This window comes from uncultured Phenylobacterium sp. (assembly GCF_902826855.1).
Lineage (GTDB): Bacteria > Pseudomonadota > Alphaproteobacteria > Caulobacterales > Caulobacteraceae > Phenylobacterium.
In genome coordinates this window covers 1-19,691 of record NZ_CADEGK010000078.1, presented here as the reverse complement: position 1 = coordinate 19,691, position 19,691 = coordinate 1, and the positions used below count along the sequence as shown (strand labels likewise).

Sequence of the window (19,691 nt, the reverse complement as noted above, 5' to 3'; positions counted from 1 at the left end):
AGCACGATCAGGTAGCACTCGGGATGGTTGGTCTCGATCGACTTGGCGATGTTCTGCAGCATCACCGTCTTGCCCACCCGCGGCGGGGAGGTGATCAGGCAGCGCTGACCCTTGCCCAGGGGCGCGACGATGTCGATGACCCTGCCCGAACGGTCCTTCAGGGTCGGATCGTCGATCTCCATCTTGAGCCGCTGATCCGGATAGAGCGGGGTCAGGTTGTCGAACAGCACCTTGTGGCGGACGTTGTCGGGACTCTCGAAGTTCGTGAGGTCGACCTTCACCAGGGCGAAGTAGCGCTCACCCTCGCGCGGCGCACGGACCTCGCCATCGACGGTGTCGCCAGTGCGCAGGCCGAACTTCCGGATCTGCGAAGGGCTGACGTAGATATCGTCGGGCCCCGGCAGGTAGTTGGCTTCCGGGGAACGGAGGAAGCCGAAGCCATCCTGGACCACTTCCAGCGTGCCCGAGCCCGAGATGCCCACGCCCTCCTCGGCCAGCACCTTCAGGATCGCGAACATCATGTCCTGCTTGCGCATGGAGTTCGCGGATTCGATCTCAAGCTGCTCGGCGAAGGCGAGCAGATCGGCCGGCGACTTGTCCTTCAGGCCCTGCAGGCTGGCGGTCTTGAGGCCCATGGCGGCGATGGCCTTGGCGGCCTGCGACGGTTCGTCGTCGTCGCCATCCCCCTCGGCCGTGTCCGCCTCGGTGACGGTGGGCTCCAGCACATCGACGTCGGCGCTGGCCTGGACGGCCTCGACTTCCGGAGCGTCCGCGGCGTTATCTTGCGTTTCGTCTTGCATTGATTTCACTTTAGAATTCGCAGCGCGCGGAGGGTATCCGGGCGCCGGCGGGTAAGCGTGCAGGCGCGTGGAGCGCCGTTTTCAGTTTCGTTGGAGACCGATCGGGGCGCGGCTGCCGCGCGGACCGGTGAAGAGGCGGGGCGCGCCGTCGCCGACGCGTGAGGTCAGGGGAACCACACTCGGGGGGGTCGGGTCAATGTTTTCCCGTCCGCGCTGCGTCAGCGGGCGAAGAACTGAAGGGTGACAGCCAGCACCGCGACGATGGCGACGAGGAAGGGGATTTCGTTCGTGGCGCGCCAGAACCTGGCGGTGCGGGGACGTTCGCCGGCCGCGATCTTCTTGCGTGCGGAGGACAGCATGCCGTGCCAGCCCGAGAGGAATATGACGGCCGCCAGCTTCACGATCATCCACGGCTGCGCCAGAAAGCCCCACCCCTCCTTGGCGGCATAGACGTGGAACAGGATCAGGCTGACGCCGAGTATCCAGGTCAGCGTCATGGCCGGGTTGATGATGATCCGCAGCAGCTTGGCCTCCCACACCTTGAAGTGGGCGTCGAACTCGCTGCCCGGAGGCGCGGTTTCGGTGTGGTAGGCGTAGAGCCGGGGCAGGTACATCATCCCCGACATCCAGGCGATCACCGCGATGATGTGCAGCCCACGAAGCAGGTCGTACCAGTTCATGCCGCGATCTCCCCTCTGGCGCAGACGCATTTGCCATGCGCCGCCGGGCACCGCCAAGGACCGTGCGGCGCGATCCCATCACGGTCGAGCGCGCCGGTCACCGCCCTCGCAAGCTCAGCCATGAACCCCCTATCGGTCTCCGGGGTACGGGCGCGAAGGAAAGGCTGAACGCCCAGGTCCTTGGCCAGCTCGGCATACTCGACGTCCAGTTCGACCAGCGTCTCGATGTGCTCGGAGACGAAGGCAATCGGGCAGATCAGCACCCCCTTGCCGTCGGCCGCGGCCTGGTGGATCGCCTCCACGGTCGAAGGACCGAGCCACTTCAGGCGCCCCACCCGGCTCTGGTAGCAGAGCTGCCAGTCGGGAAACTCCGGCAGCCGGGCGGCGACGGCCGCCGCCGTCGCCTCGATCTGCGCCGCATAGGGGTCGCCCGCCTCCACCACCTGCTGCGGCAGGCCGTGTGCGGAGAACAGCAGCCGGACCTCTCCGGGAGGATCCCCGGGCGTGCGCCAGACCTTGCGGATCGCCTCCACGTGAGCGTCGACCAGCCCCGGGGCCGTGGGATAGCAGCAGACCGTGCGCGTTCGGCCAGGCCCCTTGTAGACCCGCGCCCACTCCTTCAGCGACGAGCCGGTGGTGGTGGTCGAGTACTGGGGGTAGAGCGGCAGCAGCACGATCTCGTCGGGGGCGAACCTGGCGACCTGGGCGGCCATCTCCTCGGTGAACGGCTTCCAGTAGCGCATCGCCACGAAGGTCCTGGCTTCCAGGCCCTGCGCCGTCAGCATCTCCTCCAGCACCCGCGCCTGCGCGTTGGTCCCCGCCAGCAGCGGCGAGCCGCCGCCCATGCGCTGATAGTTGGCCCGCGCGGATTTGGCCCGGGTCGTGGAGATCAGGGCCGCCAACGCATAGCGGGCCGGAGCGGGCAGCTGAATGATCGCCGGATCGCGGAACAGGTTGAACAGGAACGGCCGAACGGCCTTCTGGTTGTCCGGCCCGCCCAGGTTGAAGAGAACGACGGCGACCTTCACTCGGCGGCCAGGGCCTTGGCAGGCTTGCCCGTGACGCGTTCCACCACGCGGGCGATGTGTTCCACCGGAGTGTCCGGCAGCACACCATGGCCGAGGTTGAAGATGTAGGGGCCCCCGCTCCACTGTTCGAGCAGGGCCTCCACACGGGCGTCCAGGGCTGGGCCCCCGGCGCGGAGCAGAAGGTTGTCCAAGGCGCCCTGGATGGCCTTTCCGCCGGCCTGGATGCGCTTGCCGACCGCCGCGGTCGCCTGGGTGTCGAGGGCGACGGCCTGGACCGGGACCTTGGCGGCGTAGGGTTCCACCAGGGCGCCGCAGCCGCGCGGGAAGCCTATGAACGGGACGTCGATCCCCGCGGCGCGGACCTGCTCCACGATCCGGGTGTGCGGCCCGATGACGATGCGCTCGAACACGTCCTCCGCAAGGCTCTCCGCCCAGCTTTCGAACAGCTTCAGGACCTGCGCGCCGGACTTGGCCTGCATGACCAGGTAGCGGGCGGTGGAGTCCACCAGGACATCCAGCAGCGCGTCGAGCTCGTCGGGGTGGTCGTAGGCATATGCGCGGGCCGCCTCACGCTGGGAACCCCGGCCCTCCAGCATGTAGGTGGCCACCGTCCACGGTGCGCCGGCGAAACCAATGAGCGTGCGATCGGGTTCGAGTTCCGCGCGGACGCGGGTCAGGGTTTCGCCGATGCTGGCGAGCTTGGCGGTAGAGCCCTCCACGGCGTCTCGCATGGCTTCGATCGACGGCAGTTCGCCAAGCCTGGGCCCCTCCCCCGCCTCGAACCAGACCTCCTGGCCCAACGCCTGTGGGATGAGCAGGATGTCGGCAAAGACGATCGCACCGTCCATCGCGAACCGGCGCATCGGCTGCAAAGTGACCTCCGCCGCCAGCTCAGGGTTGAAGCAAAGCGACAGGAAGTCCGGGACCCGGGCGCGGATCGCACGGTATTCCGGGAGGGAACGACCTGCCTGGCGCATGAACCAGATCGGGGGCCGATCCAGGGTCTCGCCGGCCAAGGCTCGCAGAAGGCGGGGCGTCTCGCTCATGGCCGACTTAAAGCCCGCCCGGCCGCCAGGCTCAAGGCCCCGGCCTGTCCGCCCTGTTCCTCTTCAATAGGAAGGATTCTTGAAATCGATTGGGATGGGAGTGTTAGGCCCTGTTGGCCGGGTGGAAAACTTAACGATCCTTTGACAGTCCCCGCGCCGTCCCCAGGTTGTGCAGGTCTTGTGACAATCCTGGCGAAGGGTGTGAATTGCGGGGACGCGGGGACAAGCCCAAGGCTGGCGTTAGGGTTTCGTTAACCTGCGCGGGGAAAACGGCCGGCGCCGATCGGTCCGTCGACCGGCTGGGCGGATGTGACGATCTGGCGGCGCCCGCGCCGCCCGCCTGGGCGCCGAACGGGTGGAAACCGGCCGTTTCATCCCGTCTGTCCCCCGGCTCCGACAGGCGAGCCGCATTCCACCTGATCTATCCCCAAGGGCGTCGGGCTTCGCTAAGAGAGTACGCACAGGATCCATCCCCAACTTCCGCGAGCCCATCCCCTTGCCGAATTCCCCACCTGCACGGCTCGCGACCTACTTCCACGTCCACCTGGTGTCGGATTCCACAGGCGAGACGCTGAACGCCATGGCCCGCGCCGTCTGCGCGCGATTCGAGAACGTGCTGCCGATCGAGCACATCTACGCCCTGGTCCGCTCGCAGCGGCAGCTCGACCGGGCGCTGGAGGACATCGAGGAGGCGCCGGGCATCGTCCTGCACACCATCGTCGACGAGAAGCTGCGCGACGCGTTGGAGGAGGGGTGCCGGCGGCTAGAGATGCCCTGCCTGCCGGCGCTGGACCCCTTGGTGAGCGCCATGCAGCGCTACCTTGGCGCCACGACGACGTCGCGGGTGGGCGCGCACTTGCGGCTCGACAACGACTACTTCAACCGCATGGACGCGCTGAACTACGCCATCGGCCATGACGACGGCCAGGGCGGCCAGGACCTGGACCAGGCCGACGTGGTGCTGCTGGGCGTATCGCGGACAAGCAAGACGCCCACCTGCATTTACTTGGCGCACCGCGGCGTGCGCGCCGCCAACGTGCCGCTGGTGCCGGGCCGGCCGCTCCCGGAGAAGCTGCTCAACCTGCAGAGGGCGCTCATCGTGGGCCTACTGATCTCGCCCGACCGGCTGATCCAGATCCGCCGCAATCGCCTGCTCAGCCTGAACGAGACCCGGGAGTCGAGCTACATCGACCAGGATGCGGTGCGCGAGGAGATCATTGCCGCTCGCCGGCTTTACGAGCGCCAGGGCTGGCCCACCATCGACGTCACCCGCCGCTCGGTGGAGGAGACGGCCGCGGCGGTCCTGAACCTGCTGCACAAGGGCCACGGTCAGGTCGAGGTGCTGGGTTGAGCATTATCCTGGCTTCCCAGAGTGCAGCGCGGCGCGCGGTGCTGGCGGGCGCCGGCGTGCCGCATCTGGCGGTGACCGCCGGCGTAGATGAAGACGCAGCCAAGGTCCGGCTGCTGGTCGAAGGCGCGGGGCCGCTGGAGGTGGCGCAGGCCTTGGCCGAAATGAAGGCGGTGGAGGTCTCCCGCCTGACCGAAGGGCTGGTCATCGGCGCCGACCAGACGCTGGACCTGGAAGGCGAGCTCTACGACAAGGTGGCCGACGTCGGGGCGGCGCGCGAGCGGCTGCAGCTGCTGCGAGGCAAGGCGCACCGGCTGCATTCGGCGGTGGTGGTGGCCGAGGATGGCCGGGCCATCTGGCGGGACGTGGTGAGTGCGACGCTGACCATGCGGGATTTCTCCGACATTTTCCTGGAGGACTACCTGGCCGAGGAGGGCCGCGCGGCGCTGGGCTCGGTGGGCTGCTACCGCCTCGAAGGGGTGGGCGCGCAGCTGTTCTCCAGCATCGAGGGGGACTACTTCGCCATCCTGGGCCTGCCGATGATGGGCCTCCTGGAACTGCTCCGTGAGCGCGGCGAGCTGACGGCGTGACAGGTCGACCAATGATAACCGGACGCACGGTCGTCGCCGGAGTGGCCGGCCAGCCGGTGGCCCATTCGCTCTCGCCGGTGTTGCACAACGCCTGGCTGGCGGCGGCCGGCCTCGACGGGGTCTATGTGGCGTTCCCGCTGGCCCGGGACGGTTTCGAACGCTTCGCCCGCGGGCTGCAAGGCGGCGCCGTGCGGGGCCTGAACGTCACCGTCCCGTTCAAGGAAGCCGCGCTGGCCGTCGCCGACGGCGTCTCGGAGATAGCCCAGAGGTCCGGCGCGGCCAACGTCCTCACCTTCGAGGCCGATGGGCGGATCCTGGCGGACAATACCGACGGCCTTGGCCTCCTGCAGGCGTTCGCGGTTCAGGCGCCGGCGTGGGAACCGGCAGGCGGGCCTGTGGTCGTACTGGGCGCCGGCGGCGCGGCGCGGGGCGCGGTGGCCGCGCTGTTGCTGGCCGGCGCGCCGAAGGTGTTCGTGATCAACCGTACACACGCCAAAGCGGAGGCGCTGGCTCGGACCATGGGGTCGAGGGCCGTCGCCATGCCCATGTCGGACGCGCCCCGCGCCTTCGCCCAGGCCACCGCGGTGATCAACGCGACCTCGGCCGGGCTGTCGGGCGAAGGCGATCTGGACGCGCCGCTGGGGGCGACGGACGATCGCTGTGTGGTCATGGACATGGTCTATCGGCCTCTAGAGACACCCTTCCTGAAACGGGCCCGAGCACTCGGCCGCACCACCGTGGACGGTCTGGAGATGCTGATCGGACAGGCCCGGCCCTCGTTCGAGACCTTCTTCGGTGAACCGCCGCCGGCCGACGTCGATGTCCGCGCCCTGGCGCTCGCCCATATGGAGACCACGCGATGAAGGTGATCGGGCTCACGGGCTCTATCGGCATGGGCAAGTCGACGACGGCGGCGATGTTCCGCGAGGCGGGAATCCCAGTCTACGACGCGGACGCGGCGGTGCACGCGGCCTACGACGTGGGCGGAATCGCCGTGGGACCGGTGGGCGAGGCATTCCCGGGCACGGTGAAGGACGGCCGGGTCGACCGCGAGGCGCTGCGCCAGGCGGTATTGGGCAAACCGGAGGCGATGGCGAAGCTGAACGGCATCGTCCACCCGCTGATCGGCCGCGACCGCGCGGGGGTGTTCGAGCAGGCCGCCGCGAGCGGCGCCGACATGATCATCATGGACGTGCCGCTGATCTTCGAGACCGGCGGCGAGAAGAACATGGACGCGGTGATCGTGGTCTCCGCGCCGGCCGACATGCAGCGCGAACGGGTGCTGGCTCGGGAGGGCATGAGCCCCGAACGGCTGGAGGCGATCCTGGCCCAGCAGGTCCCCGACGCCGAGAAGCGGGCGCGGGCCGACTATGTCATCGACACCGGCCAGGGCCTCGAGCATGCCCGGGCGCAGGTCCAGGCGGTGATCGCGCAACTGCGGGGGACTTGAATTCAGCCCCGGCTATGTTCTATTTTTGTTCATGGCCTCCTCCACAGAGCGCAGAGTCCTGGGGACAGCACGGCGGCCCCGGTTGCCGCGCAGGCGCGAAGCACGTCATGACAGGGTCATGGCGCGTGAGATCGTCCTCGACACCGAGACTACAGGCTTCGATCCGCGGAGCGGCGACCGGCTGGTGGAGCTGGCCGCGCTGGAGATCGAGAGTTTCGTGCCCACCGGGCGCAGCTTCCACGTCTATATCGACCCCTGCCGTTCGATGCCCTCCGAGGCGGAGAAGGTGCACGGCCTGTCCAGCGCCTTCCTGCGCGGGAAGCCTCGCTTCGAGCATCCGGAGGTGGTGGACGCCTTCCTCGATTTCGTGGGCGACGCGCCGCTGATCGCCCACAATGCCGGCTTCGACCGCGGCTTCATCAACTGGGAGCTGGGAAACTGCTCGCGTCAGCACATCCCGGAGCACCGCTGGGTCGACACCCTCGAGCTGGCCAAGCACCGCTTCCCGGGCATGCACAATTCCCTGGACGCGCTCTGCAAGCGCTTCCGGATTTCGCTGAGTGAGCGGGAGAAGCACGGGGCGCTGATCGACGCCAAGCTGCTGGCCGCGGTCTATCTGGAGCTTAAGGGCGGCCGCGAGCGGCGCCTTGAGCTGGCCACCGCGGACATGACCGCCGCGGCCGTGACCGCCGCCCGCGCCGAATACGGCCCCAGGCCGCGGTCGCTGGGCATGCTCTCAAGCGAGGAAGAGCGCCTGACACACGCCGCCTTCATCCGCGACGCGGTGAAGGGCGAGACGCTCTGGGAGCGGTTCGGGCTGTAGGTTCCCGCCGCGAGGCAGAGGTCAGGCGTGCCCCACCTGTTCCTCGGCCTGGGCCTTCCGCGCCGCGTAAACGCCGGCGAAGTCGATGGGATCGAGGAGGAAGGGCGGAAATCCGCCTTCGGAGGTGACTTCGGCGATGATCCGCCGTGCAAAGGGGAACAGGTAGCGGGGGCACTCGATGAGCAGCACCGGCTCCACCTCATCGGCCGGCACGCCGGCGATCTGGAAGACGCCGCCGTACAGCAGCTCGACCACAAACAGCGGACCGTCGGAGCGGTTGGCGCGGGCGGACAGCTTCAGGTCCACTTCGTACAGGCCGTCTTCACGGCCGCGGGCGTTCATCTCGACGCCCAGGTCGATCTGCGGCTGGTCCGCGGCAGCGCGCAGCGCGTCCGGCGCACGCGGGTTCTCCATGCTGAGATCACGGATGAACTGGGCCAGGATGCGGATGCCGGGTTCGCCGCCTTCGGACGGAACGGGCGCGCCGGTGTCGATATCGCTCATGAGGGTCGGATTTTCTCTGGTCTTTGCGCGCGGAAGGGCGTCGGCTCGGGACCGAGCGGCTATCATGGCGCCCCCCGCGATGCAACGCCGCCCCTGACGCGGACGTTGCAGAGGACTATATAGACGGGCATGGCGTACAAGATCCCGCGCCGCCACTGTCGAAGGTCCTTCTTTGCAGGTTCTCGAACTGATCATCTTCGCCGGCCTCGCAGCCATTGTGCTGTACCAGCTCTATGCGGTGCTGGGCCGGCGCGTGGGTCGCCAGCCGGGTGACGGGCCAACCGCGGAGGTGGCCGCCGCCCCCGTGCGCGCGCCGCTGGACCGGCCTCTGGATCCCATCGATGACGGGGTGCAGCTGAGTGGCCTGGCCGCCCTGAAGGCCAAGGACCCAGGCTTCGACATGGGCATGTTCCTCTCTGGGGCCAAGCAGGCCTACGAGATGATCGTCAAGGCGTTCGCCGCCCACGACCGGCAGACCTTGCGCAATCTCCTCGCTCCGAACGTACTGGCCGACTTCGAGGCCGCGATCGACGCGCGCGAGGCGGAAGGCCGGACCGAGACGATCGAGTTTTCCCATCCGCCTCGGGCGGACCTGGAGAAGGCCGAGGTCGTCTCTGGGGACCTGGCCCAGATCACCGTGCGTTTCCTGGCCGAGTTCCGCAGCCGCACCAAGGGTCCGGAGGGCGAAGGCGTCGATGACCGACGCACCGCGGAACTCTGGACATTCGAGCGGCGGCTGAAGAGCAAGGATCCCAACTGGGCCCTCGTCCACGTGGGCGCCGCCGAGGCGTGAGACCTTGCTTGTGGCGAGCGTTGGGAGCGGCGCTCGCCGCGCTGAGCCTCGCCGCCTGCGCCACGCCCCAGGAACACGGGCCGACGCCCCCCGGCTTCCCGCAACCGCCCGGCGCGCCGATCTTGCGACCCCCGCCGTCCGAGCCGCCACGCAGGCTCGACGTCTCCGCCCTGCCCGGCTGGGCGCTGGAAGACCATGATGCGGCCTTCGCGGCGTGGCGGGCGACTTGTCATGCGGCGCGGGAACCGTCGATGGCCGGCGCGTGCAAGCGCGCCCGCGCCGCCGGCGTGGTGCGGCCCGGGGACGGTCGGGCATTCCTGGAGCGCACCTTCGTAGCTGAACGGGTGGGCGGCAGCGGGGTGCTCACGGCATATTTCGCCCCGGTCTATCCCGCACGGCGGCGGCCTGGCGGCGAGTTCAGCGCCCCGGTGCGGCCGAGACCGGCGGACCTGGCGGTCGCCGCGGGCGGCGAGGTGCTGCGGGTGAGACCTGACGGAACGGCCCGGCCCTATCCGGACCGGGCGGCGATCGAGGCAGCGCCGGAGGCCCAACCGCTGGCCTGGATGCGGCCGGAGGAGTTGTTCTTCCTGCAGGTGCAGGGCTCCGGCGTGCTGGTGTTCGAGGATGGTCGCAGGCTGAAGGCGCTGTACGCCGCCCACAACGGGCGTACGTTCGTGGGCATCGCCAATCCGATGCGCGACCGCGGCCTGCTGGCCCGCGACAACACCTCCGGCGACGCGATCCGCGGCTGGCTGGCTGCGCACCGGGGGCCGGAAGCCGAGGCGATCATGCGGCTCAATCCGCGCTACGCCTTTTTCCGGCTGGCTCCGGACGACGGCAAGCCGCCCGCCGGCGCAGCGGGTCTGCCGCTTCCGGCCGGCCGCGCCGTGGCGGTGGATCCGGCATTCCATCCGTACGGCGAGCTCCTGTGGATCGACGGCAAGGCGCCGCTGCTGGCCGGGGCGTTTCCGACCTACCGCCGCCTGGTCACCGCCCTGGACACCGGCGGCGCCATCAAGGGCCCCGTCCGCGCCGATCTCTACCTCGGGGAGGGCGAAGCGGCGGGCGCGGAGGCCGGGCGGGTGCGCCATGCGCTGGCCATGTGGCGGCTTGTCCCGCGATGAAGCGGCCGCTGAAGCCGGAGGAGCGGGAGATCTGGTCGATGGTGGCCGCCACCGTGCACCCGTTGACCGGGCGAAGCGCGCCTAAGCCGGCGCGTCCGCAGACGCTCGACCCTGCGGCGCGGATCGATCCGGCGACCCTTAAGCCCAAGCCCCGGAAGCCGCGCACCGAACTGGGCGACATCGAACCGAACCGCAAGCACCGCATCGCCAAGGAACGCGAGGAGATCGGCGGGCGCATCGACCTGCATGGGCTCACTCAAGACCGCGCCCGCACGGCGCTGGAGGCGTTTCTCGCCCGCGCCTGGAACGATGGCTGGCGCGCGGTGCTGGTGATCACCGGAAAGGGCGTGCAGGGCGATGGGGTGCTGAAGAAGCGCGCGCCCGACTGGCTGGGCGCGGCGCACCTCAGCCACATCGTCGCCGGCATCTCCGAAGCGCATCGCCGCCACGGCGGCGAGGGTGCGCTTTACGTGGCGCTGAAGCGCAAGCCGCGGGGATGACGGCGGGGGCTACTTCGGCCGCCCCGCCTTCTCCGTCAGACCCGAAGTCCCCTCCCGGGCCTCCAGCCGTTCCGCCACCTCGTCCAGGCTGACGCCGGCGGCGGCGATGACCACCAGCCAGTGGTAGATCAGGTCGGCGCTTTCGGCGGTGAGTGCGTCGCGGTCGCCCTGGGCGGCTGCAATGACGGTCTCGACGGCCTCCTCGCCCAGCTTCTTGGCCGCGCGGTCGAGGTCGCCCAGCAGTTGGGCGGTGTAGGAGGTCGAGGTGTCGGCGCCTCGGCGGCTCTCGATGGTCTCGGCCAGGCGGTCCACGACGGCGGAGAAGCGCTTGTTCATCAGGCTGGCTCCGTGAGGCGTACGGGGATGCCGGCGGCAGCCATGGCGGCCTTGGCCTCGCCGATGGTGATCTCGCCGAAGTGGAAGATGGAGGCAGCCAGCACTGCGTCGGCCCCGGCCTGCACCGCCTCGATCAGGTGGCGAGTGTTCCCCGCGCCGCCCGAGGCGATCACCGGCACGGTCACCGCCGAGCTGACCCGGCGCAGCAGCTCCAGATCGTAGCCGGTCTTGGCGCCGTCACGGTCCATGGAGGTGAGCAGGATCTCGCCGGCCCCCTTGGCGACCACCTCGACCGCATAGTCGACCGCGTTGAGGCCGGTGGGGTTGCGGCCGCCGTGGGTGAAGACCTCCCAGTGATCGCCGGTCCGCTTGGCGTCGACGGAAACGACGACCGCCTGGCTGCCGAAGGCGTCGGCGCAGCGGGCGACCACGTCACGGTCCATCACCGCGGCGGTCATGATCGAAATCTTGTCGGCGCCGGCCAGCAGGAGGCGCCGGCCATCCTCGACCGAACGAATGCCACCCCCGACGCTGAGCGGCATGAAGCAGACGTCGGCGGTGCGGGCCACGACATCGAGCATGATGGCGCGGTCTTCGTGGGATGCGGTGATGTCGAGGAACATCAGCTCGTCGGCCCCGGCCGCGTCATAGGCCTGGGCCTGTTCGACGGGATCGCCGGCGTCGACCAGGTTGACGAACTGCACGCCCTTCACCACCCGCCCGTCCTTCACGTCCAGGCAGGGGATCAGGCGGGTCTTGAGCGTGCTGCCGGCGGTCATGCGGCCAGCCTGAGCGCCTGGGCTGGATCGATGGCCCCGTTGTAGAGCGCGCGGCCGAGCACCGCGCCGGCGATCGGCACGCCCTGGCGCGCCTTCAGCCGGGCGATGTCGTCCACCGTGGCCAGCCCGCCGGCCGCGATGACCGGAATGTTCACGGCGTCGGCGATGGCGCCGAATGCCTCGACGTTGAAACCCATGACCGTGCCGTCGCGATCGATGTCGGTGATGATCAGGGCTCCGACGCCAGCGTCCTCGAAGCGCTTGGCCACGGTGATGGCGTCGAGGTCGGAGTCGGCGGTCCAGCCCTCCACGGCGACCTTGCCCTTGCGCACGTCGACGCTGACCGCGATCTGTTCGGGGTAGGCCAGCGCGGCTGCGATGACGATATCGGGCTGCTTCACGGCCACGGTGCCGAGGATCACGCGGCTGACGCCCGCCTCGATCCAGCGCTCCACGTCGGCCAGGGTGCGGATGCCGCCGCCCAGCTGCACGGGCACGGAGACGGCGTGCAGGATGGCCTCGACGCCCTTGGCGTTGATCGCCTGGCCCTGCACGGCGCCGTTCAGGTCGACCACGTGAATCCAGTGGAAGCCGGCGTCGGCCCACTGCCTGGCCTGGGCGCCGGGGTCGGTGTTGAACACCGTGGCGGTGGAAAGGTCGCCGTGCAGGACGCGCACGCACTGGCCGTCCTTCAGGTCGATGGCCGGGTAGAGGATCACGGGCGCCACTCCAGGAAGTCGGACAGAAGTTTCAGGCCGGTGGCCTGGGATTTCTCGGGGTGGAACTGGACCCCGGCCAGATTGCCCCTCGCGACCGCCGCGGGGAAGGCGCCGCCATGGTCGACCCAGGCGGCGACGTCGCGGTCATCGTCGGGGAACATGGCGAAGGAGTGGGTGAAGTAGACCGGCTCGCCCGCCTTGGGGCCCGCCAGCAGCGGCAGATCGGTGACCCGCTGCAGGGTGTTCCAGCCCATGTGCGGCACCTTCAGGCCGGCGCCCTTCGGCTCGATCACCTTCACGTCGCCCTCGATCCAGCCCAGTCCCGGGGTGACGCGGAATTCCAGCCCGCGGCCGGCCATCAGCTGCATGCCGACGCAGATTCCCAGGAACGGCGCTCCGCGCCGGATGACGGCATCCGACATGGCCTCGATGACGCCCGGCCGCTCGCTGAGCGCCGTCATGCAGGCGGCGAACGCGCCGACGCCGGGCAGCACGATGCGGTCTGCGCCGGCCACCACGTCCGGGTCATGGGTCACGACGATATCTGCGCGACCGGCGGCGGCGCGGATGAGCGCCTTCTCGGCCGAGCGCAGGTTGCCCGACCCGTAGTCGATCAGGGCGACACGCTGCATGGGATGTCCTTACAGCACGCCCTTGGTTGATGGGGCGTGGCCGTGAGTCTTTGGGTCGAGCTCGACCGCCTGGCGGACCGCGCGGGCCAGCGCCTTGAAGCCGCTCTCGGCGATGTGGTGGGAGTTCGCGCCATAGAGGCATTCCAGGTGCACGCAGGCCCCGCCGTTCATGGCGAAGGCGTGGTGGAATTCCTTGAACAGCTCGGTGTCCATGTCGCCGACCTTGGGGGTTTTGAAATCCACCTTCCAGATCAGGTAGGGACGGTTGGAGAAGTCGATGGCGCAGCGGCTCAACGTCTCGTCCATGGGGATGTAGGCGTGGCCGAAACGGCGGATGCCCTTGAACCCGTCCAGCGCTTCCTTGACGGCCTGCCCGATGACGATGCCCGTGTCCTCGACGGTGTGGTGCATGTCGATGTGCAGGTCGCCCTTGGTCTCGACGGTGAGATCGATTCCCCCGTGGCGAGCGAACGAGTCCAGCATGTGGTCGAAGAAGCCGATGCCGGTGGAGACGGCGGACGCGCCCGTCCCGTCCAGGTCCACGGCGACGCGGATCTGGGTCTCCTTGGTGTTGCGGACGACCTCGGCCTTGCGGCTCATCGAACTCAAAGCCCCTTGCTCGCGGCCAGGTCTTTCAGGGAGACCTGCGGCCGCGGCCCGTAGTGCGAGATCACCTCGGCCGCCGCAAGGGAGGCGAGACGACCGCAGTCCTCGTAGGAACGGCCCTGCGAGAGGCCGAACATGAACCCGGCCGCGTATTGGTCGCCCGCGCCCGTGGTGTCCACGATTTTCTCCACCGGCTCGGCGGGGATGTGCAGCGTTGCGCCCTTGGCCAGGATCACGGAGCCCTTCTCGCTGCGCGTGATCGCCGCGAGGTCGCACTTGTAGAGCAGCTGCTGGCAAGCCTCGTCGAAGTCGGTCGTCTCGAACAGCGCCAGGAGTTCGGCCTCGTTGGCGAACAGCAGGTCCACCTGCGTCTCGATGAAGCCCAGCAGGCCCCCCCGGTGGCGCTCGACCACGAAGCTGTCGGACAGCGTCAGCGCGATCTTTCGCCCCGCGCCATGGGCGAGTGCGGCGGCCTTGGCGAAGGCGCGCCGCGCCGCCTCGGCGTCGAACAGGTACCCCTCGAGATAGACGATCTGGGCGGCCTCGACGGTCTCGCGGTCCACGTCGGTATCGGTGAACTCCACCGAGGCGCCCAGGTAGGTGCACATGGTGCGTTGCGCATCCGGGGTGACGTTGATCATCGAGACGGCCGTGGCCGGGCCGCCGGTGAGCGGGGCGTTCTCGAAGCGGGCGCCGATGGCGCGCATGTCGCGGGCGAAGGTCCGCCCCAGCTCGTCGTCGGCCACCTTGCCCATGAAAGCGCCCCTGCCGCCGAATGAGGCGAGGCCGGCGATGGTGTTGGCCGCTGAGCCGCCGGAGGCCTCCACGGCCTGGCGCATCTTGGAATAGAGCGCCGCCGACTGGGCCGGATCGACCAGCATCATCGCGCCCTTGTCCAGCCCGTTTTCGATCAGGAAGGCGTCCTCGCAGGGCGCGATCACGTCGACGATGGCGTTGCCGATCGCGGCGACGTCGTAGAGGTCTGGCATTGCTGACGAACTTCCCCGGTGCGTAGGGGGCGCGGATTACAGGGAAAGGGGCGGTGAGGCTAGCTTCCGCGGGCTCTGGGGACGCAGCCATGGCGGGAATGGAGGCGCCAGCGTCATTTCGGCGGTCCCGCGAGCGGTGTAGCTTCGACCGTCCGAGCTTGTCAGGGAGGGCTGCATGGCCGTGCTGTCACGTCGCGTGTTCGTAGGGTCAGGCGTGGTCGCCGCCTGCGCCTGCGTCCTGCCTTCGCCGGGCTACGCGCAGTCTGCATCGGGCAAGTACGTCTGCCCGCCCTGCGGCTGCGACAACGACGGCAAGGTGTTCGACGCGCCGGGGGAATGCTCGGCGCCGGGCTGCGGCATGACGCTCATCCCTGAGCCGCCGCCTACCCCGACCGGTTCCGAGCCCGAGAGCGCCGCGCCGGCGCCGCGGCTGGGCTAGCCGCCGAACCCCTTGCTCCCGCCGAAGCTGCGGCTGGCGGAGCGGCCGCCGAAGCCGCCGCGGGAGATCACGCTAGCGCGGCTCATGGCCTTGGGCGGCGGCATGGCGTCCGGCGACTTGAAGCCGTTCTGGCCGATGCGGGTGCGCCCGGTGGAGTAGTCGGTGAACACCCGGCCGCCTGAGGCGGAGTAGTAGCCGCCGTCGCGCCAGTCCCGGTACATGCCACGGCCGCCCCAGCCCCCGTCCAGCATGCGCCCGACCACGAAGCCAGTGATCAGCGGACCCCAGAACGAACCGCCGCCGCTGGCCTGGCTGCGCGGCACGCACTGGCCCGGACCGTAGACCTCCTCGCAGGTGGCCTGCTGGTCGTACTTGGCGGCCTTCTTCTCATCCTCCTTGGCGTTCTTGTCCGCCGTGTCGCAAGCCGCGTCCGGGATCTCGTTCTTGTCCTTGCACTCCTGCAGGGAGGCATAGGTGTAGGCGTCGACGGCGGGGCCGGGGTTGTCGATGCGGGCGTTGTCGGTGGCCACGTCGCCGCCGCAGGCGGTGAGCGACATCCCGCCCATGGCCATCAGGCCGGTGAGCGCGAGTTTTCGGGTGCGCTTCATGACGTCACGCGCTCATGCAGGCGGCGTTCAGGATGCCGACGCAGAGGGAAATGGCGGCCAGGTAGATCGCCGTCGAGATCTCGCCACGGTCGATGCGGGCGGAGACATCCGGCAGGGCCACGCGCCGCACGATCCAGAAGGTGGCGATCTGAATGACTCCGGCCAGCGCCGCCCAGGCCACGAACTCCGGCAGGGAGTGGGTGTTGGTCAGCGCCGAGGCCAGCGGGATGACATACCCCAGGAGCGCGCCGCCCAGGACGATGGCGGCCGCCGAGTTGCCGGCGCGAATCTGCGCGCCCTCGTCGTGCGGCGTTATCCAGCGGTACAGCGCCTTGAAGATCAGCGTGAAGCCGCCGGCGGCGACGAAGGCGAGGGCGAAGTTCAGCGCGCCCGCGCCGAAGGCCATGGGATCGAAGATCATGCTTCGAACTCTCCAACGTTGAGCGGGATGCCGACCATGATTTCATGGGTCAGGTCACCGCCTTCAGGCTCCATTTCGATCGCGAGGAGCAGTTCGCGGCCTTCTCCCGGCAGGTCCCGGGAGAAGAGCATGCAGGTCTGGTAGATCTTGCGGAAGTCCTGGCCGGAACGGTCATCATAGACCGTTTCCCAGAAGCTCACCGGGTCCTGGCGCTCGTCGGTGTCGCCGAACCAGAAGCGGCGGTACTGCGGCAGGCCCTCGCCTTCCCAGGTCCGCGCACGCAGGCGATCGGCCCAGATCCGCTTGGCGGCGCTGTCCGGGGGATAGGCGCTGGACCAGGGCCCGAACAGGGTGAAGTCCTCGGCCTGCTCGCCCATGGCGTCGGGACTGACCATCTGCAGCATCATATCGTCCTCGGTGTAGAACCGGTGGACATAACCGTCGGCGCCCAGGCTGATCCGGCCCTGGGCCACGATGCCGAGCGTGTCGGCGTTGAGCTGGAATTTGGTCTCGTCCCCGAGGCGGCGCCAAGCCAGCGGGTCGAGCCGCACGTTGCGCCCGATGGTGACGTTCCGCACCACCGGGATCACCTGATCGCGCGTGTCATCACGTTTACCGCGAAACAAACCTCGGAAGACCACGTCATCGCCCTTGTTATGCTGGGATCATAGTCCCATCTTGAACTCTGTCAAATGTACGCGTATGCATACCATGAATGGTGCGGCGACCGAAGGACAAGGCGGTGGGCCTGAGCCCCGCGGAGCGGACCCGGCAGTGGCGCGAGCAGCGCAGCCGCCTAGGGCTCGTCAAGCTGGAGCTCTGGGTTCCTCCCGCCGTCAAGTCCGACATCACCGCCGCCGCACGAGCCATCATCACAGCGTCGAGCCGCGGACCGGCGCTGTCGAGCAACCCTGAACCTCCGCCGGGATCATTTCAAATGGACCATGTCATCGACACCGACTGGTCGGTGAAGAGTCTGGCGCAGGCGCTCTCCGACTCTCGCCTGCTGCAGGAGGGCGAACTGACAGCCCGGGTGCTGGAGGGGACCGAACCGGTCCTGCAGATCACCATGCACGAGTTCGGGGACCTGCCGATCTTCCTCTCGGTCGGATCCGAGCAGATCGTGGTTTCCGCGCTTCTCTGGCCGGTAGACGAGCAGCAGCGGCAGGATGAGTTCAACGTCTTCCTGCTGAAGGCCCAGAAGCTGGTCCCGCTGTCGAACTTCGGCATCACCACTGTGGCCGGCCGCGACTACTACGACCTGTTCGGCGAGCTCTCTTGCAAGACCACCCTGCAAACGGTGATCATCGAGCTGCGGACCCTGGCCGAGAACGCCATCCGCGCCGCCGGCGAACTGCGCGACAACTTCAACAACGCCGCCTGAAGGGTAAACCGATGTCGATCTTCTCGAAGCTGTTCACCCTCTTCCGCGGCGCCAGCTACGACGCGGGCGCGGCCGTGGTCGACGCCAATGCGCTGCGCATCCTCGACCAGGAGATCCGCGACGCCGACAATGCGCTGGGCAAGGCGCGCGACGACCTCGCCGCTCTGGTGGCCAAGCGGCGCATCCTGGAGAAGGACGTCCAGGGCCTGAAGGACATGTCCAGCCGCTACGAGGGCTCTGCGCGCGCCGCCCTGGCCAAGGGCGACGAAAAGCTCGCCCTGGAAGTCGCGACCCGGATCTCCGAGCTGGAGACCGACATCGGGACCAAGACCCCTCAGCTCGCCGACATGAAGACGGCGGAGGAGCGGCTGCACCAGATCATCGCCGCGACACAGACCAAGGTCGAGAACCTGCGCCGAGAGATCGACACGGTGAAGGTGAACGACAGCGTCCAGCGCGCGCAGGCCGCGGTGGCCTCGCGCGGGGGCAGCGCCACCGCGGCGCTGGGCTCGGCGGCCGACAGCCTGAAGCGGATCAAGGAGCGCCAGGCGATCCAGGAGGAGAAGTTCCGCGCCGCGGGCGAACTGGAGGACAGGCGCACGGGCGCCGACCTCGACGCCAAGCTGGCCGCCGCGGGCATCCTGCCGGGTCATTCCTCGGCCACCGACATCCTGGCGCGGCTGAAGGCGCCGCAGGGCGAGCCCATGCCGCAGTTGGAAGCGCCGCACCTGCAGATCGAGGCGCAGCCCGTTCCCACCGAGCGTGGCGAGAAGGCCTGACCCGGCGCCGATGAAACGCATCAAGACCGACGAGCGCCCTGGCTGGGACGAGAAGGCCGAAGCGCTCGGGTTCACGTGGCGCCACCTGGACGGCGCCCGGTACTGGGACGAGCGGGCCTACTACCAATTCACCCTGGCCGAGGTGGAGGACGGCCTTGAGGAGCCGGCGCGCGAGCTGCATGCCATGTGCCTGGAGCTGGTCGAAGAGGTCGTGAAGTCGGAGGCGCTGATGGCGCGCCTGGCGATTCCCGCCGACGCCCGCGACGACGTCATGGACAGCTGGGTAAGCAAGGCGCCGTCGCTCTATGGCCGCTTCGACTTCGCCTTCGACGGGGCGGGGCCGGCGAAGCTCTACGAGTACAACGCCGACACGCCGACCAGCATCTACGAGTCGGCCGCCTTCCAGTGGATTTGGCTGGAGGACATGATCGCCGCCGGCCGCCTGCCGGCGGATGCCGACCAGTTCAACAGCCTGCACGAGAAGCTGGAGGCGCGGTTCAAGGCGTTGTTCCCCGCCGGCGGCTTCGTCCACTTCGCGTCCGACCCGGACTCCATCGAGGACCGGCAGAACGTGAAGTACCTGGAGGACATCGCCAAGCAGGCGGGGATCGAGCCGAAGTTCGTTCCCGTCGCCGACATCGGACTGGACGCCGACGGCCGCTTCATCGACCAGGACAACTACCTGATCGGGGCGTTGTTCAAGCTCTACCCCTGGGAGGACATGTTCCGCGAGGAGTATGCGCCGAAGATCAAGGGCTCGAAGACCCAGTTCCTGGAGCCGGCCTGGAAGGCGGTCCTGTCCAACAAGGGCATGCTGCCGCTGCTGTGGGAACGCCACGCCGGCCACCCCAATCTCCTGCCGGCCTTCTTCGAGGGCGACCCGAAGGCGGCCGAGCTGGGCAGCTCGTTCGTGAGGAAGCCGCTGTTCTCCCGCGAGGGCGCCAATATCGAGCTGGTGGCCGAGGGACGAAAGGCCAAGGTGCTGGACCAGGGCTATGGCGAGGAGGGCCGCATCGTGCAGGCCCTGCACACGCTGACGGCCTTCGACGGCAACTATCCGGTGGTCGGCGCCTGGATCGTCGGTGATGAACCCGCCGGCATCGGCATCCGCGAGGACCGCAGCAAGGTGACGAAGAACCTGTCGCGGTTCGTGCCGCACGTGATCATCGGCTGACTGGGGGATGATGCGGTAGGGGGAGGATCACTCCTCCAGCGGCATCCCGTAGAGTTCCAGCCGGTGGTCCACCAGCCGGTAGCCGAGCCGCCGCGCGATGGCCTCCTGCAGCGCTTCGATCTCCGCGTCGACGAACTCC

At 68.8% G+C, this 19,691-nt stretch carries 26 protein-coding genes and 1 pseudogene; 12 read left to right on the top strand and 15 right to left on the bottom strand.

Features of this window, described 5'->3' with window-relative positions:
- The 4 genes from QZV94_RS12405 to hemE all read right to left on the bottom strand — a co-directional run.
- Positions 1-800, bottom strand: an 800-nt coding sequence (locus QZV94_RS12405) for a Rho termination factor N-terminal domain-containing protein (protein WP_367254404.1), incomplete at its 3' end; no start/stop codon positions are given.
- Positions 801-1,018: 218 nt separating this feature from the next.
- Positions 1,019-1,480: a CopD family protein gene (locus QZV94_RS12400; protein WP_293678197.1), complete on the bottom strand. Its 462-nt coding sequence runs from the start codon at positions 1,478-1,480 to the stop codon at positions 1,019-1,021.
- On the bottom strand, positions 1,477-2,508 hold the full coding sequence (hemH, locus tag QZV94_RS12395) for a ferrochelatase (protein ID WP_293678196.1): 1,032 nt from the start codon (positions 2,506-2,508) through the stop codon (positions 1,477-1,479). The genes QZV94_RS12400 and hemH overlap by 4 nt, the downstream gene beginning before the upstream one ends.
- Positions 2,505-3,554 (bottom strand): uroporphyrinogen decarboxylase, encoded by a 1,050-nt coding sequence (hemE, locus tag QZV94_RS12390; RefSeq protein ID WP_293678195.1) that lies wholly within the window; start codon positions 3,552-3,554, stop codon positions 2,505-2,507. The genes hemH and hemE overlap by 4 nt, the downstream gene beginning before the upstream one ends.
- A 469-nt stretch (positions 3,555-4,023) precedes the next feature.
- Here hemE and QZV94_RS12385 point away from each other — a divergent pair, with 469 nt between their 5' ends.
- The 5 genes from QZV94_RS12385 to dnaQ all read left to right on the top strand — a co-directional run bounded on the left by QZV94_RS12385 (position 4,024) and on the right by dnaQ (position 7,765).
- Positions 4,024-4,905 (top strand): pyruvate, water dikinase regulatory protein, encoded by an 882-nt coding sequence (locus QZV94_RS12385; protein WP_293678198.1) that lies wholly within the window; start codon positions 4,024-4,026, stop codon positions 4,903-4,905.
- The gene (locus QZV94_RS12380) at positions 4,902-5,492 is read left to right on the top strand and encodes a Maf family protein (RefSeq protein ID WP_293678194.1); all 591 of its coding nucleotides are present in this window, start codon (positions 4,902-4,904) and stop codon (positions 5,490-5,492) included. Before QZV94_RS12385 ends, QZV94_RS12380 begins: the two co-directional genes overlap by 4 nt.
- Positions 5,493-5,503: 11 nt before the next feature.
- On the top strand, positions 5,504-6,355 hold the full coding sequence (aroE, locus tag QZV94_RS12375; RefSeq protein WP_293678193.1) for a shikimate dehydrogenase: 852 nt from the start codon (positions 5,504-5,506) through the stop codon (positions 6,353-6,355).
- Positions 6,352-6,942, top strand: a complete 591-nt coding sequence (gene coaE, locus QZV94_RS12370; protein ID WP_293678192.1) for a dephospho-CoA kinase — start codon at positions 6,352-6,354, stop codon at positions 6,940-6,942. Before aroE ends, coaE begins: the two co-directional genes overlap by 4 nt.
- A 118-nt stretch (positions 6,943-7,060) precedes the next feature.
- The gene (dnaQ, locus tag QZV94_RS12365) at positions 7,061-7,765 is read left to right on the top strand and encodes a DNA polymerase III subunit epsilon (protein ID WP_293678191.1); all 705 of its coding nucleotides are present in this window, start codon (positions 7,061-7,063) and stop codon (positions 7,763-7,765) included.
- A gap of 21 nt (positions 7,766-7,786) precedes the next feature.
- On the opposite strand, the gene secB is transcribed toward dnaQ, so the two are convergent.
- Positions 7,787-8,269, bottom strand: a complete 483-nt coding sequence (secB, locus tag QZV94_RS12360) for a protein-export chaperone SecB (protein WP_293678190.1) — start codon at positions 8,267-8,269, stop codon at positions 7,787-7,789.
- A gap of 172 nt (positions 8,270-8,441) precedes the next feature.
- Here secB and timA point away from each other — a divergent pair, with 172 nt between their 5' ends.
- Genes timA through QZV94_RS12345 form a run of 3 tightly spaced genes read left to right on the top strand, consistent with a single transcriptional unit; the run spans position 8,442 to position 10,686 of the window.
- Positions 8,442-9,062: a TIM44-related membrane protein TimA gene (gene timA / locus QZV94_RS12355; RefSeq protein WP_293678189.1), complete on the top strand. Its 621-nt coding sequence runs from the start codon at positions 8,442-8,444 to the stop codon at positions 9,060-9,062.
- 8 nt (positions 9,063-9,070) lie between these two features.
- Entirely contained in the window at positions 9,071-10,186 is a 1,116-nt protein-coding gene (locus tag QZV94_RS12350) for an MltA domain-containing protein (protein ID WP_293678188.1), read from the top strand.
- Positions 10,183-10,686 carry a Smr/MutS family protein gene (locus QZV94_RS12345; protein ID WP_293678187.1) on the top strand — a complete coding sequence of 168 codons (504 nt, stop codon included), beginning with the start codon at positions 10,183-10,185 and terminating at the stop codon, positions 10,684-10,686. Before QZV94_RS12350 ends, QZV94_RS12345 begins: the two co-directional genes overlap by 4 nt.
- A gap of 9 nt (positions 10,687-10,695) precedes the next feature.
- Here the strand turns inward: QZV94_RS12345 and QZV94_RS12340 are convergent, their stop codons facing one another.
- Genes QZV94_RS12340 through QZV94_RS12315 form a run of 6 tightly spaced genes read right to left on the bottom strand, consistent with a single transcriptional unit; the run spans position 10,696 to position 14,747 of the window.
- Positions 10,696-11,022, bottom strand: a complete 327-nt coding sequence (locus QZV94_RS12340; protein ID WP_293678186.1) for a phosphoribosyl-ATP diphosphatase — start codon at positions 11,020-11,022, stop codon at positions 10,696-10,698.
- The gene (gene hisF / locus QZV94_RS12335) at positions 11,022-11,801 is read right to left on the bottom strand and encodes an imidazole glycerol phosphate synthase subunit HisF (protein WP_293678185.1); all 780 of its coding nucleotides are present in this window, start codon (positions 11,799-11,801) and stop codon (positions 11,022-11,024) included. The genes QZV94_RS12340 and hisF overlap by 1 nt, the downstream gene beginning before the upstream one ends.
- Positions 11,798-12,520, bottom strand: coding sequence for a 1-(5-phosphoribosyl)-5-[(5-phosphoribosylamino)methylideneamino]imidazole-4-carboxamide isomerase (gene hisA, locus QZV94_RS12330; RefSeq protein ID WP_293678184.1), 723 nt, complete (start codon positions 12,518-12,520; stop codon positions 11,798-11,800). Before hisA ends, hisF begins: the two co-directional genes overlap by 4 nt.
- A complete protein-coding gene (gene hisH, locus QZV94_RS12325; protein ID WP_293678183.1) occupies positions 12,517-13,152 on the bottom strand; it encodes an imidazole glycerol phosphate synthase subunit HisH in 636 nt (211 codons plus the stop codon). Before hisH ends, hisA begins: the two co-directional genes overlap by 4 nt.
- Positions 13,153-13,161: 9 nt before the next feature.
- Positions 13,162-13,752, bottom strand: coding sequence for an imidazoleglycerol-phosphate dehydratase HisB (gene hisB, locus QZV94_RS12320; RefSeq protein WP_293678182.1), 591 nt, complete (start codon positions 13,750-13,752; stop codon positions 13,162-13,164).
- A gap of 5 nt (positions 13,753-13,757) precedes the next feature.
- Complete coding sequence (locus tag QZV94_RS12315) at positions 13,758-14,747, bottom strand: adenosine kinase (protein ID WP_293678181.1); 990 nt, start codon at positions 14,745-14,747, stop codon at positions 13,758-13,760.
- Positions 14,748-14,922: 175 nt separating this feature from the next.
- Here QZV94_RS12315 and QZV94_RS12310 point away from each other — a divergent pair, with 175 nt between their 5' ends.
- A complete protein-coding gene (locus QZV94_RS12310) occupies positions 14,923-15,186 on the top strand; it encodes a heavy metal-binding domain-containing protein (protein ID WP_293678180.1) in 264 nt (87 codons plus the stop codon).
- Here the strand turns inward: QZV94_RS12310 and QZV94_RS12305 are convergent.
- The 3 genes from QZV94_RS12305 to QZV94_RS12295 are packed head-to-tail and all read right to left on the bottom strand — an operon-like array spanning position 15,183 to position 16,856.
- Positions 15,183-15,794 (bottom strand): DUF1190 domain-containing protein, encoded by a 612-nt coding sequence (locus QZV94_RS12305; RefSeq protein WP_293678179.1) that lies wholly within the window; start codon positions 15,792-15,794, stop codon positions 15,183-15,185. The two genes, QZV94_RS12310 and QZV94_RS12305, sit on opposite strands and share 4 nt — an antisense overlap.
- Before the next feature lie 4 nt (positions 15,795-15,798).
- Complete coding sequence (locus QZV94_RS12300; protein ID WP_293678178.1) at positions 15,799-16,215, bottom strand: DUF350 domain-containing protein; 417 nt, start codon at positions 16,213-16,215, stop codon at positions 15,799-15,801.
- On the bottom strand, positions 16,212-16,856 hold the full coding sequence (locus QZV94_RS12295) for a DUF2491 family protein (RefSeq protein ID WP_367254399.1): 645 nt from the start codon (positions 16,854-16,856) through the stop codon (positions 16,212-16,214). Before QZV94_RS12295 ends, QZV94_RS12300 begins: the two co-directional genes overlap by 4 nt.
- Before the next feature lie 74 nt (positions 16,857-16,930).
- Here QZV94_RS12295 and QZV94_RS12290 point away from each other — a divergent pair, with 74 nt between their 5' ends.
- The 3 genes from QZV94_RS12290 to QZV94_RS12280 are packed head-to-tail and all read left to right on the top strand — an operon-like array spanning position 16,931 to position 19,552.
- A complete protein-coding gene (locus tag QZV94_RS12290; protein WP_293678176.1) occupies positions 16,931-17,599 on the top strand; it encodes a DUF2170 family protein in 669 nt (222 codons plus the stop codon).
- Between the two features lie 11 nt (positions 17,600-17,610).
- Positions 17,611-18,378: a PspA/IM30 family protein gene (locus QZV94_RS12285; RefSeq protein WP_293678175.1), complete on the top strand. Its 768-nt coding sequence runs from the start codon at positions 17,611-17,613 to the stop codon at positions 18,376-18,378.
- Between the two features lie 10 nt (positions 18,379-18,388).
- Positions 18,389-19,552 (top strand): glutathionylspermidine synthase family protein, encoded by a 1,164-nt coding sequence (locus tag QZV94_RS12280; protein ID WP_293678174.1) that lies wholly within the window; start codon positions 18,389-18,391, stop codon positions 19,550-19,552.
- Positions 19,553-19,579: 27 nt separating this feature from the next.
- On the opposite strand, the pseudogene QZV94_RS12275 reads toward QZV94_RS12280, so the two are convergent.
- Positions 19,580-19,691 (bottom strand): annotated as a pseudogene (locus QZV94_RS12275) (transcriptional repressor); the annotation flags it as partial.

What these genes read in the sequence shown, in the direction of transcription:
- QZV94_RS12400 (WP_293678197.1), bottom strand. Translation starts at nt 1,480, where the DNA reads ATGAACTGGTACGACCTGCTTCGTGGGCTGCACATCATCGCGGTGATC.
- hemE (WP_293678195.1), bottom strand. Translation starts at nt 3,554, where the DNA reads ATGAGCGAGACGCCCCGCCTTCTGCGAGCCTTGGCCGGCGAGACCCTG.
- aroE (WP_293678193.1), top strand. Translation starts at nt 5,504, where the DNA reads ATGATAACCGGACGCACGGTCGTCGCCGGAGTGGCCGGCCAGCCGGTG.
- coaE (WP_293678192.1), top strand. Translation starts at nt 6,352, where the DNA reads ATGAAGGTGATCGGGCTCACGGGCTCTATCGGCATGGGCAAGTCGACG.
- dnaQ (WP_293678191.1), top strand. Translation starts at nt 7,061, where the DNA reads ATGGCGCGTGAGATCGTCCTCGACACCGAGACTACAGGCTTCGATCCG.
- secB (WP_293678190.1), bottom strand. Translation starts at nt 8,269, where the DNA reads ATGAGCGATATCGACACCGGCGCGCCCGTTCCGTCCGAAGGCGGCGAA.
- QZV94_RS12345 (WP_293678187.1), top strand. Translation starts at nt 10,183, where the DNA reads ATGAAGCGGCCGCTGAAGCCGGAGGAGCGGGAGATCTGGTCGATGGTG.
- QZV94_RS12340 (WP_293678186.1), bottom strand. Translation starts at nt 11,022, where the DNA reads ATGAACAAGCGCTTCTCCGCCGTCGTGGACCGCCTGGCCGAGACCATC.
- hisF (WP_293678185.1), bottom strand. Translation starts at nt 11,801, where the DNA reads ATGACCGCCGGCAGCACGCTCAAGACCCGCCTGATCCCCTGCCTGGAC.
- hisH (WP_293678183.1), bottom strand. Translation starts at nt 13,152, where the DNA reads ATGCAGCGTGTCGCCCTGATCGACTACGGGTCGGGCAACCTGCGCTCG.
- hisB (WP_293678182.1), bottom strand. Translation starts at nt 13,752, where the DNA reads ATGAGCCGCAAGGCCGAGGTCGTCCGCAACACCAAGGAGACCCAGATC.
- QZV94_RS12315 (WP_293678181.1), bottom strand. Translation starts at nt 14,747, where the DNA reads ATGCCAGACCTCTACGACGTCGCCGCGATCGGCAACGCCATCGTCGAC.
- QZV94_RS12310 (WP_293678180.1), top strand. Translation starts at nt 14,923, where the DNA reads ATGGCCGTGCTGTCACGTCGCGTGTTCGTAGGGTCAGGCGTGGTCGCC.
- QZV94_RS12305 (WP_293678179.1), bottom strand. Translation starts at nt 15,794, where the DNA reads ATGAAGCGCACCCGAAAACTCGCGCTCACCGGCCTGATGGCCATGGGC.
- QZV94_RS12300 (WP_293678178.1), bottom strand. Translation starts at nt 16,215, where the DNA reads ATGATCTTCGATCCCATGGCCTTCGGCGCGGGCGCGCTGAACTTCGCC.
- QZV94_RS12290 (WP_293678176.1), top strand. Translation starts at nt 16,931, where the DNA reads ATGGTGCGGCGACCGAAGGACAAGGCGGTGGGCCTGAGCCCCGCGGAG.
- QZV94_RS12285 (WP_293678175.1), top strand. Translation starts at nt 17,611, where the DNA reads ATGTCGATCTTCTCGAAGCTGTTCACCCTCTTCCGCGGCGCCAGCTAC.
- QZV94_RS12280 (WP_293678174.1), top strand. Translation starts at nt 18,389, where the DNA reads ATGAAACGCATCAAGACCGACGAGCGCCCTGGCTGGGACGAGAAGGCC.